The sequence below is a fragment of the Chitinophaga sp. 22620 genome, from assembly GCF_052044405.1.
In the GTDB taxonomy this organism is placed as follows: domain Bacteria; phylum Bacteroidota; class Bacteroidia; order Chitinophagales; family Chitinophagaceae; genus Chitinophaga.
Genome location: NZ_JBQEMV010000001.1, coordinates 1,572,148 through 1,583,788, shown reverse-complemented (window position 1 = coordinate 1,583,788; position 11,641 = coordinate 1,572,148). Strand labels below are relative to the sequence as shown.

General features: G+C 51.6%; 4 protein-coding genes. 1 reads left to right on the top strand and 3 read right to left on the bottom strand.

What is annotated here, in order from left to right; genetic code table 11:
* Positions 1–7 precede the first annotated feature (7 nt).
* The 3 genes from ACTJIK_RS06670 to ACTJIK_RS06660 all read right to left on the bottom strand — a co-directional run bounded on the left by ACTJIK_RS06670 (position 8) and on the right by ACTJIK_RS06660 (position 7,772).
* Positions 8–1,876 carry a RagB/SusD family nutrient uptake outer membrane protein gene (locus tag ACTJIK_RS06670; RefSeq protein WP_440645578.1) on the bottom strand — a complete coding sequence of 623 codons (1,869 nt, stop codon included), beginning with the start codon at positions 1,874–1,876 and terminating at the stop codon, positions 8–10.
* Positions 1,877–1,914: 38 nt separating this feature from the next.
* The gene (locus tag ACTJIK_RS06665; RefSeq protein WP_440645577.1) at positions 1,915–5,055 is read right to left on the bottom strand and encodes a SusC/RagA family TonB-linked outer membrane protein; all 3,141 of its coding nucleotides are present in this window, start codon (positions 5,053–5,055) and stop codon (positions 1,915–1,917) included.
* A 140-nt stretch (positions 5,056–5,195) separates the two neighbouring features.
* Positions 5,196–7,772, bottom strand: a complete 2,577-nt coding sequence (locus tag ACTJIK_RS06660; protein WP_440645576.1) for a GH116 family glycosyl hydrolase — start codon at positions 7,770–7,772, stop codon at positions 5,196–5,198.
* Positions 7,773–8,472: 700 nt separating this feature from the next.
* Here ACTJIK_RS06660 and ACTJIK_RS06655 point away from each other — a divergent pair.
* Complete coding sequence (locus ACTJIK_RS06655) at positions 8,473–11,640, top strand: SusC/RagA family TonB-linked outer membrane protein (protein ID WP_440645575.1); 3,168 nt, start codon at positions 8,473–8,475, stop codon at positions 11,638–11,640.
* The last annotated feature ends 1 nt before the right edge of the window (position 11,641 follow it).

Genomic DNA, 11,641 nt, shown 5'->3' with positions numbered 1-11,641 from the left:
GCCGGCATCAATACCCCGGCGCCTGCACCAGGTTGGGATTGATGTCCATTTGCGCCTGGGGCACCGGCCACAGGTACATCTTCTTAACAAATATCTTATTCTTATAGAACGTCCGTTTAAAAAAAGCTTTGGCGTTAGCGGGGTCATCGCTTCTTTCGTTGCCGCTGAAATTCATGCCATAAAGCCCTCTGTTTAAAAATTCTTCTCCTGCTTTCCAGCGGCGGATGTCATGAAAGCGCAGCCCTTCACAATTAAACTCGATCCTCCGTTCTGTCCTGATGATTTTACGCATCTCATCCTGCGACAGGCCGGCTGCGACCGGCGGAATGCCGGCTCTTTCCCGGACCTTATTCAGGTATTTCAGCACATCCGGATCGCCCGGCGTTGATTCATTGAGCGCTTCGGCATAGCTGAGATAGGCCTCTGCCAGCCGGTACAGGATGCCGGGTTGATAATTGAACCTCCCCTCCCTGGGAAATACATCGAGGCTGATCCTTTTCCGTACATTATACCCGTTTTGTGGTGCGTCAAACGAAAATCTTGTATCCCTTCCGCCCTGGACGAACTCTGCTTTGCGCCTGTCCACACCCAGCCATGCCCCGTCAAAGATCACCGATACATAAAACCGCGGCTCTCGGTTGCAGTACATGTTGAAAGTGCCCGGCAGTGTGACCGTTCCTATTTCCGGACCGCCACCCGGCCATCTTGTATTTCTTTTTTCTTCCGTTGCCGCAAATCCCTTTTCCGTATAACCCGAGGCCGGATCTGTTATCGGCAGGCCGTTTTTCATATAAAATGCGTCCACAAGTTCCTGGGTAACGCCGAGGCCGCCATTCCCGCCTATGCCGATGGGCAGGTGATGCGCTTCCCAGCCATTCATATCCGGGTTATCGGGCCTTCCGAAAATAATTTCCCTGTTCCCTTCGGAAAACTTTTTGAGTGACATATTGTAATACGACATGAAAGGATCTATTGTTCCATCACCGTTATTTTCTGTATATAGCCTGTAGCCCGCGGCCTCAGCGGCATCGATCAGTTCTTTACATGCATCTGCCGCGCGTTTCCATTTACTGGCGTCGTATGTGGGGTTAAACATGCTTTCCCCGTTTTTATTCTTCCAGTCTTTCAGGTCAGGGTTGCCGTTGAATAACGGGCTTGCCGCAAACAGCAGCGTTCTTGCCCTGATGGCAAGGCACATAATAGAAGTGGCCTTTCCCCAGTCGTGTGCGCTTCCGTAGATAGCAGGGGCATATTCCGCAGGTAATTTTCCCGCCACCTCCTTTAGTTCTTTGTCAACCCAATCCACTACCTCACTGTAAGGCGACTGGGTGATCATCAGTTCAGAAGCCGGCGCATCCACGCTCTCTATAACACCCGGTTTAAAAGGAATTGGGCCGTACAGCTCGATCATCAAAGCATAATAATATGCGATCAGGAAGCGGGCTTGCGCCTTCATGTTTTCCACGTCTGCTTCGCTCGTTCCCGGAAGTACTTTCACCTGCTGCTGGAAAATGAGCGCGGAACGGATACGTTTGGGCAGCTCCACCCAATAATACGGGTTCCAGGCTGAGCTGGGATTCCAGTCGCCCACGGTAAAAGCATATACATTCCTCCAACCGAAAGGGGCCCACTCGGCGGGAATGGTCATATCATCGCCCATGATATTAAATCCCTGGTCTTTGAAATAACCCCATATCGGGCTGGGCACGCCGGAATATACGCCGGCCAGCCAGTCTTCCGTACGGATCTTGTCGTTAAAGATCGCATCCATGGTCAACTGATCATCCGGCATTTTATCGAGGAATTTTTTACAGCCGGCTGTTGTTACCAGCAACAGCGCTGTTATCATGATCACTATCTTATTCTTTTTCATCATGAATGATTTAATTGAAGATTTTCGCAGCATTGAAGGGCTCATTTAAAATTGACATTGATACCGAAGGAAACAGATTTCGTGAGCGGGTATTTTAGCCCGTCTGTTGTTTCCAGTTCCGGATCCCATAATTTGAAGTCCGCCAGCGTCAGGATATTGGTGGCCCTTGCGAAAACCCTGAAGTTGCTGATCGATATCCGCCTGCTCCAATTCTCCGGAACTGTAAAGCCCGCCTCCAGGTTCTTCAGCCGCAGGAAGCTCATGTCTTTCAGCCACCAAGTGGAAGCCTGTTCGTTATTGGAATTTACCCCGTAAGTAAGCCTGGGCCAGAACACGTCCTGGCTGGGGTTTTTCGGTGTCCAGCGGTCGTCGATGTTGCTGTAAATATTGCCGGTGGCGCCCAGTGCCGTTCCGGGCATCCAGTTTTCTCCGCCCAGCAGCTGCCAGGTTTTGCCCGCCCCCTGGAAAAAGAACCCGATATCCAGGAGTTTGTAACGGATGGTTGCCCCGAAGCCGTAAATGACCTGCGGCATGCGCGTGCCGCCTATGGCGGTCTTGTCCAGCTCATTGATGACACCGTCTCCATTCAGGTCGCGGTACCTGATGTCGCCCGGCCTTAACACCTGGCTGAACGTCTGGTTGGGTATTCCCGGTTTTAACTGGCCGTTTGCGTCAAAATCTCCTTCGGAAAACAGGCCCTGGGATACCAGGCCGAAGAGCTGCCCAACCGGCGTGCCTGTTGCGGACCGGTAGGTGCCCAACACAGCCAGCGGTTCGTCGATCTCCGTTCTTTTGTTATGTGCGTAAGTATAGTTCGCCATCGCCGTTACCGACCAGTCTTTTGAAAAGTTCTTCTCCACGTTCAGCGAGAGTTCCACGCCCTGGTTTTCCACCTTTCCAAAATTTGCCCAAACCGGCCTCAGGAAGCCCGCGGACCCGGGGATATTATTCCGCTGCATGAAGATGTCCTTACGGCTCTCCCAGAAGAGGTCCACATTCAAATTAACGGCCCCTTTAAAAAGCCCAAGCTCCATCCCCAGGTCCCGTTTGGTCACCGTTTCCCAGGTTAAGCCCGGCACGCCTACGTCGCCTTCCGCCCTTCCCAGGCGGTAAATATCATTGTCTACCCCCCAGCGGTAATAACCAAAATCCGCAATGGTAGAAATGTAGGCAAACCTCCTGTCCCACATATTCTGACCTAAAACACTGTTCCCCGCTTTACCCCAGGAGCCCCTGAATTTTAAATTGGATACGATATCCCTGATGGGCTGCATGAATTTTTCCTGAGACACCACCCAGCCAACAGCCGCCGCCGGGAAGAACCCGAACCGTTTTCCGCGCTCAAAATTTTCAGACCCGTTGTAACCGAAATTAAACTCGGCAATATACCGCCTGCCGTATGTGTAGGAAAAACGCGCGGCAATGCCCTGGTTCCTGTACGGCAGGTTATCTCCCCGGTCGTAATTCCTTTGGTTGTACAACATCATGGTATTGATATCATGTTTCTCGTTCAGCACTTTGGCGTAAGACACCATTCCTTCCAGGTAAACCGCCTGATCGCCCCACTGGCTGTTCCTTTCAAAACCCAGGTACTGCTGGCCATGGCTCTGTATTTCAAGAGCGAGGCTGCCATCGGGGTTCCTCCCGGTAGCGGGCTTGTAATAATCCGGATCCTTGCTTCTTCTCACCGAATTCCCGGAAAACTTATCGAAGGCGAAGGTCAGCTTGGCTTTTAACCCGGGCGTGATTCCTTTCAGATCCTGTTCTATGGCTGTGGTGGATTGCAGCTGGTAGATGTTCCAGCGCTCATACCCTCTTTGTGTGGCCCATGCCCAGGGGTTTTCCCGGAAGTCCACACGAGGCAAAGCCCCGTTGGAGTATTGGGCGGGGTGCACGTATGGCGGAATGCGCGAGGCCTGGTAGAAGATGCCGAAATTGGTTTCATTGGCATCGCCGGGGGGGCCGTTGCGGGTTTGCAGGTAACCGCCCAGGTTCACCCTTAATACTGTGGTGGGCGTTACGTTCAGGTCCACGTTGGAGCGTACGTTGTAACGATCTACTTTCAGTTCAGAATCCCATGCCTGTTTGGTATCCCTGCGAATGAGGCCGTCTTCCTTAAAGTAGCCCATTTCCAGCGCGTACCGCAAAAAATTATTGCCGCCGTTCAGGTTCAGGTTAGCCCGCATATTACTGGCATTCTCTTTCGCCACTGTTTTCCACCAGTTCACATCAGGGTACAGCTCGGGATCCGACTGATCCCGGTATTTCTGCAGGATATCATCCGGTTTAAAAGCCGGCCTGCCCGCATCCTGGTAGATCTCATTCATCAGTTCTATGTACTTCACCGCCCCGATATACTCCGGGATCTGCGTCAGCGAGGTGGTGGCCCTTTCAAAGCGCACGCTGACCTGCGGCGGTCCCATTTTGCCGCGCTTGGTGTTGATCATGATCACCCCGTTGGCGCCGCGCACGCCATAAACGGCGCTGGCAGCCGCATCTTTCAGTACGGAAAAGGATTCTATTTCTTCCGGGTCGATATCGTTCAGGCTCCGTTCCACACCATCTACCAGCACCAGCGGCCTGGAGTTCCCTCCGAATGTGCTGATGCCGCGGATCCAGAAATCGGAGTTGCTGGACCAGGGGTCGCCGCTGCGCTGTACCGCGATAATACCTGGCACCATGCCCGCGAGGTTGTTGCTGATGGACCGGTTGGGCGTTAGCTGGAGCTGCGAAGGTTTCACTGTGCTGATCGCACCTACAACGGACGCTTTCTTTTGCGTGCCAAAGCCCACTACGATCACTTCATTCATGGCTGTAACGCTGTCCTGCAAAACGGCGTCCACAATATCTTTTTTTCCAACAGGGACGGTGATGGATTTATATCCTATGAAAGTGAAGGTCAGCTGGGCGTTGCGGTTCAGCACATGTATGGCAAATTCGCCGGTTTCGCCGGACAGTGCGAAATTTTTTGTGCCCGTTTCATTTACGGTAACGCCCGGAAGCCGTTCTCCCCGCTGGCTCGATATTACTCCCACGATCTTGATTCCCGACTGGCGTGCCTGTGCGCCGTTGTTCCTGGTATCTGCCACCTGTGCTCCTGATTCGGCGGCTACCAAACAGAACAGCAACAGGAAAAAAACCAACCGGAATTTTCCTGTTTTTGGTAAGCATCGTTTGATCATGATATTGGTTTTAGGTTTGGTAAAAAGAAAAATGGAGTTGAAGTGAATGTTTATCAAATGTATAGGCACAATAGCTTAATCGTTTAAGCTAACTGAACTTAAAAAAACGTGGCTTGCTATTGTCTTGTGATCCTGGCTGATTATCCTAGTTGCATTGTTTTTCCGGCTACTACGGCCTGCTTTACGGGAATGGCGCCGTATGCCACCTGCAGCGAGGGTTTGCCGTTGCGCAGGCTGACAGTGCCAAAACCTTTGTCCGTGGAAATAAAGCTGGTGAAGTCACCCACTTTAGAGTCAATAAAAAGAGTGCCGTCCACCGCATCATAACGTACGCCGGTAAGGCCCTGCAGCATTCCATAGCTGCTCATGGCCCTGGCATACCAGTGGCCGCATTCGTATTCGTTGAACGGGTTGCGCACGGAGCCGTCGTAGCGGCTGCGGCAGGCGCGTACGATCTCAAGGCCCTTTTCCACTTCGCCCATGAACATCAGGTGGGAAGCAACCTGGTATTCGATGCCCGTCCACACTTCGTTGCTGTACACAAACGGCAGCGACAGCATGCCGCCTTTCGGCCATGAGCAAAGCAGCAGCCCGCCTTCATTGCCCAGCGCAAAGGTGGGGCGTTGCGGGTTGGCGTGCGCGCTCAGGTCTTTTTTAAGATTGTATTTATGCACCGCGAGCAGGTGGCTTTTTGTTTTGGCGGCATCCACCGGTTCATCCATACCGCAAACGCGGGCAATCCAGGAGCCGAGTATCCCGTCAGACAAACAACCCTCGCCATACTGGTACTTGGGGCCTTCGGCCTGGAGCAGGCGTTGCGCTTCTTCTGAATAGTGGGTGTGGAACGATTGTGCTTTGGCCGGATCGGGAGCGTTCAATCCCGTCCATTGTATTTTTTGAATGAAATATTCACCGTTGAAGAGTGTTGTTTCGAGGAATTTTTTCCCGTTTTCATACAAGGCTGCGTAGTCTGCCACATCGTTGCCAAGGTGCTTACCCATGAGCGTGAAGGCTTTCAGCGCGCCGAGATAGAAGCTGGTACACATGCCGGTGGGGCCCCAGAACTCAATGTCGTACGTGTTATGGTGCGGCTCTTCCACCACTCCTTTCCGGCGCGGGTCCCAGGTGCGGATGCAATAGTCCATGCTGGTTTTGACGGCGGGGTAGATGGTTTTTAACCAGTCGTTATCGCCGCTGATGCGCCAGTCGCGGTATACTTTCATGATACCGCCCAGCTGCCCGTCTGCCGCCGCATGGAAGTTGTGCACCAGCGGGGAAATAGGAATATTGGCGCGGAAACCCTGGTGCCCGTCCGCATTCTGGTTTTCGCGGAACTCTGTATTGCGCAGGCTTCTTTCCAGCGCGGGGAACAAGTGCGGTACCGCCTGCGCATAATTCCATACATGCGTGCAGGAACCGTGGCAGCTGCCCCAGTTGTCGCCGCTGCCTTCCCAGCACCAGAAGCGGCCGTCGTACTGGCGCATCACGGTGGCGGATTTGAGGATGGTAAGATTGGCGGCAACGGCCTCCGTTACTTCCGGGGGTAAGGTGCTTTTGTAGAACGCGTTGGTAAAGAGCGATGTTTTTTGCTGAAGGGTATCGTAATTGGTTTTCCAATAATCCGCCACTTCGTTAATGTCCTTAAACCGGCTGCTGTACCAGGGACGGTGAAACCGCGGCTGCCCGGGGTGATCGCCGCTCGCATCGTCGCCGATGCGCAGTTTTGAATCCGGCACATACCAGGCCATCAGCAAACGGATCGTTTTTTTCTCCCCCGGCTTTAGGCGGAAGGGCACAAAGAGCGATGCGCCCGGCGCATCCTTTTCAACAGGCGGGTTGTTTTTTACTTCCGCTGCTTTAACGGTGTTCCATATCATGGACAAAGAATCAAACCAACCGCCCCTGAACCAGCAATGGTCCGTCACCGTGGCATCGTCCGTGGTGAAGATCGCAAAGTGGCCTTGTTTTTCAGGGGCGGTGGCGATAGTTTCCTGCGATAAGATAAAACCGTTTTTCAATGAGCTGATATGGTTGCCTGCGTCTCCCTGCCGCATAAAGTTGCGGGTATTGTAGGAGAACACGAATTCCTGCGGGGATTTACCGGTGTTGGTGAACTGGTACTCCAGCGCGCCCACGGGCAGGCTGGAATTATCTTCATCCGTTGGCACAAACGGGCTCCATCCTTTTATGTTCACGGCCAGCGGCATGGCCGGGTCTTTGAGTGAAATATCCGCGAATGGGAAACGCGCTTTGAACGCTGCTTCCGCAAACCGCGGCAGTCCCCAGGTAGCGCCGCCTGTGCCGCCCAGGCCCGCATCGCGCTGCCCGAACTTCTTCCATCCGGGGATCTGCTGCTCCAGCACCCTTGCACCGTCAGGCATCCCTTTTATACTGATGGCCGCAAACATGGCCGGTTCAAAGAACATCTCGGGGTTATGGCGGACAGACATGTGGGAAATGGCGCCGGTACCTTCGATACAGAACATTCCCGCGCCGATGCCGCCGATCGGGAAAGCCACACGGTCGATATATCTGCCCTTGTAACTCTCGTTAAAACCACGGCCACCGGGGGCTTTGCCGGCAGCGGCTGTTCCATCCGCCTCGCTTCCGGCTTCCGTGCTTTTTGCGGTAACAACGGCGGGCAGCGCTGTGGCGCCAATACAGCCCAATGCGAAATTCTTCAGAAAATGACGGCGGTTTTTACTTGACTTCATCATAAAGTACCAATAGTTCGTATTTGGTGAATGCGGAGCGGGCATTATCCTCCTGTCTTTTCATAGTTATATCGCCCGTGGAATGTCCTGTTGTCTTTGCGCTGCGGCAAAAATACCCTCCTTCCGGCCCTTGGCGGGTCCGGCTCTTTTCATAACGCTTAATCGTTTAAGCAAGTGGATATAAAAAAAGGAGCTTTCGCTTCGGGATTGAAAGTAGAATATAAAAAAATAAACTCCAAATTTTTTTTGCCGCAGGCGGGTTGATGGAATTTGCCCGGTGCAGGGAATGCCCTGCTTATCTTTTGATTTCCCAGTCTGTTCAGCAGATGATGATGTCGTTGCAGTTATGTACCTGGGCTCTACTTTCAATATTGATCCGGATACGAAATATTAAAGGATTTATGCGTTTTGTAGCACATAACAACAATCAATAGATCTGATACGATTCAATATCCATTCCCGTCGTTCCGATTTCCATTCCGATCTGCATGGCCAACACATGGCCAATCCAATACTGGCCTATATAATAATCATCTAATAGCTCTTTTGGGCTCGTCGATTACTTATAATATACCGAAATTTTTTTTCCCGAAAAATTAGGAAAATAGGAAAATTATAATTCAATTTGCTTAATATGTAGTACATAATGGACAAATAGGATTTTCCAGCATAACTCAACCACTATTAAAACAAACTCCACCGTATGAAAAATAAGCATTGCTATTTGCTTACAGGATTTCTTGTCCTATCCCTCAACCTGTTTCTGCATGCGCAAGAGAAAAAAACGATTGTTTCCGGCAGTATAAGTACTTCAGCAAACGCGGAAAAGCTGCCCTATGCAAGCATACTCGAAAAAGGCAAGGGCAACGCCGTCAAATCCGATACCAGCGGCAATTTCCAGATCGCAGTTTCCTCCCCCGACGCCATACTGGTTATCTCTTATATCGGGTACAGGACCAGGGAGATCAATCTTAACGGACGCACCAGGATCGATGTTGTGCTGGAACAGGAGTCCTCATCCATGAATGAGGTAATCATCGTAGGCTATGGAGCTGTCGCGAAAAAAGACCTGACGGGTTCGGTTGCGTCGGTAAACCTCTCTGACCTTAGCAAAGCGCCGGTTGCCTCCTTCCAGCAAGCCCTTGCAGGGCGCGTTGCGGGCGTGCAGGTGTCGTCTATCGACGGGCAGCCGGGAGAGGGTTTGAATATCGTCATCCGGGGCAACAACTCTTTAACAGGCAGCAACGCTCCGCTTTATGTGATAGATGGCTTCCCCATGGAGGACTTTAATAGCAATTCACTGAATATAGCAGAAATTGAATCTATCGATATCCTGAAAGACGCATCGGCAACGGCCATTTATGGAGCCAGGGGCGCCAATGGCGTGGTGATGATCACCACTAAAAAAGGCAAAACAGGCGATGCCCGCGTAACCTACACCGGTAGTGCCGGTTATTCCAATGTGGGCAAGGCCAACCTCGATGTATTAGGCCCTTATGACTTTATTAAGCTGCAACAGGAGATCGATCCGCAGAGGACGGCAGCATTATATTTCAGGGACAGCGACCCCGCTACCCCCGATCTGGCGCTGGAAGATTACAGGGATGCAAAAGGCATCGACTGGTTCGACCGGATCGTTGGCACCGGCGCTTTTCAAAACCACAGCGTAGGCGTAAGCGGAGGCACGGTCAAAACGAAATACGCTTTGTCCCTATCCTACCTGAACCAGGATGGAGTGGTGATGCGAAGTGGTTTCGACCGTTTACAGGGCCGGTTCAACATCGATCAGGCGGTTGGCAGCAAATTCAAGATCGGCCTTAATGTAAACTTTGCAACTTCAAAGGTGAGCGGCATAAAACCGAGGGAACAAACCTCGAAAGCGGTGGGCTCCGGCAATTCCAATGTGCAGAATTTGTTTTATAACCTCTGGACCTACCGGCCCATTTCCGGCCGTGAAACGGACCTCGAGGATGAAGGTGTAGACCCCGCGGCGGAAACATTCCTGTTCAACCCGTTGAAATCCGCACAGAATGAATATGATGTTGATAAGATCCGGAACACCACGATAAACGGTTACCTGGAATATGACCTGTCCAAAAGCCTTAAGCTGCGGTTTACAGGCAGCGCAGACCTCTCCGCAACAAGATCGGAGCTGTTTAATAACTCGAATACGCGGAGTGGCAGCCCGCTGACCGGCGTGGGCAGAACGAACGGCGTTAACGGGGGTTTGTGGCAGGACGATGTGGTGAATCTGTCGAATGAGAACAGCCTTACCTATACCAGGAAATTCAACAAAAATCACCAGCTGACTGCTGTGGGCGTATTTTCCGTGCAAACCAGGGAAGCCAACAGATTCGGCTACAGGGCCAACCTGGTACCTAACGAAGCGCTGGGTATAAACGGCCTGGATGAGGGTGTTATATTTGATAAAGAGTCTACCAGCACCAAATGGGGACTGGTTTCTTTTACCAGCAGGGTCAACTACAACCTGTTTCAGAAATACCTGTTTACTGCAACGTTCAGGGCAGACGGATCGTCGAAGTTCCCCGCAGACAGCAAATGGGGCTACTTTCCTTCCGGGGCCTTTGCATGGCGGCTGAGCGACGAGCCGTTTATGAAAGGCATCTCATTTATATCCAATGCCAAGCTAAGGACCAGTTTCGGCGTAACCGGCAACAACAGGGTATCTGACTTTGGTTATCTGCCGGATATTATATTAGGTACTTATTATCCTTTTGGATCTGCATCGTCGCCCGCCTATTACCAGGGCCGCCTGGGGAATGAAAAACTAAAATGGGAGAGCACGAGGCAGTTTGACGCCGGTATAGAGCTGGGCTTTTTAAGGAACAGGCTGGAACTGGAAATGGATTATTACTATAAGCATACCTATGATCTGTTACTAAGCTCCCAGATCGCCTCCAGCACCGGTTATGGCTCAGCCACCGTAAATATCGGCGAAACCCGGAACAGGGGATTTGAATTCACTTTAAATTCCAGGAACATCACCACCAGGAACTTTAGCTGGAACTCCAATATCAATATTTCCTTTAACCAAAACAGGTTAGTTGCATTGAGCGCGGGCGAAGACCTGAGGATGACCTCCATCCCTGATTTCTCCACCAACTTCCCAAGCCCGGCCTGGATCAGCCGTGTAGGCAACCAGCTGGTGCATTATTATGGCTTTGTGTACGACGGTGTATATCAGTATGACGATTTTAACAAGATACCCGGGGGGTATGAATTAAAAAACGAACTGCCTGCAACAGCGGGCCTGCTGGGCACGAACGCAAGGCAGCCCGGAGATGCGAAGTATAAAGACCTGAACAATGACGGCATCGTGGATGATGCCGATCAAACGCTGATCGGGAATCCTTATCCTAAACATACAGGCGGGTTCAATAATAATTTTACCTATAAGAATTTCGACCTGAACGTGTTCTTTCAATGGTCTTACGGCAATGAAGTATTGAATGCCAATAATATTTTCCTGGAAGGATTGAACGGGGCCATACTAGGCAGGAACGTCAAAGCAACCTATGTAAACCGGTGGACTCCCGAAAATCAGAACACCACTATTCCCCGAAGCGGGTCCAGCGGTATTTCCGGCGTTCTATCCACCCGTTATATTGAAGATGCTTCGTTCCTCCGGCTAAAAACCATATCGCTGGGATATAACTTCAGAAAAGACCTCATCAGGGGGCTGGGATCCGCCAGGGTCTATGTTTCCGCGCAAAATCTGCATACCTGGACCAATTATTCAGGCCCGGATCCCGAGGTGTCCACCAAAGGGTTCGGCTTGTCGCCCGGTCTTGATTTCTCGGCGTATCCCATCGCCCAAACGATTGTTTTTGGTTTAAATCTCTCCTTTTAAT

Coding starts and splice junctions, on each gene's coding strand:
- ACTJIK_RS06670 (WP_440645578.1), bottom strand. CDS start 1,876: ATGATGAAAAAGAATAAGATAGTGATCATGATAACAGCGCTGTTGCTG.
- ACTJIK_RS06665 (WP_440645577.1), bottom strand. CDS start 5,055: ATGATCAAACGATGCTTACCAAAAACAGGAAAATTCCGGTTGGTTTTT.
- ACTJIK_RS06660 (WP_440645576.1), bottom strand. CDS start 7,772: ATGATGAAGTCAAGTAAAAACCGCCGTCATTTTCTGAAGAATTTCGCA.
- ACTJIK_RS06655 (WP_440645575.1), top strand. CDS start 8,473: ATGAAAAATAAGCATTGCTATTTGCTTACAGGATTTCTTGTCCTATCC.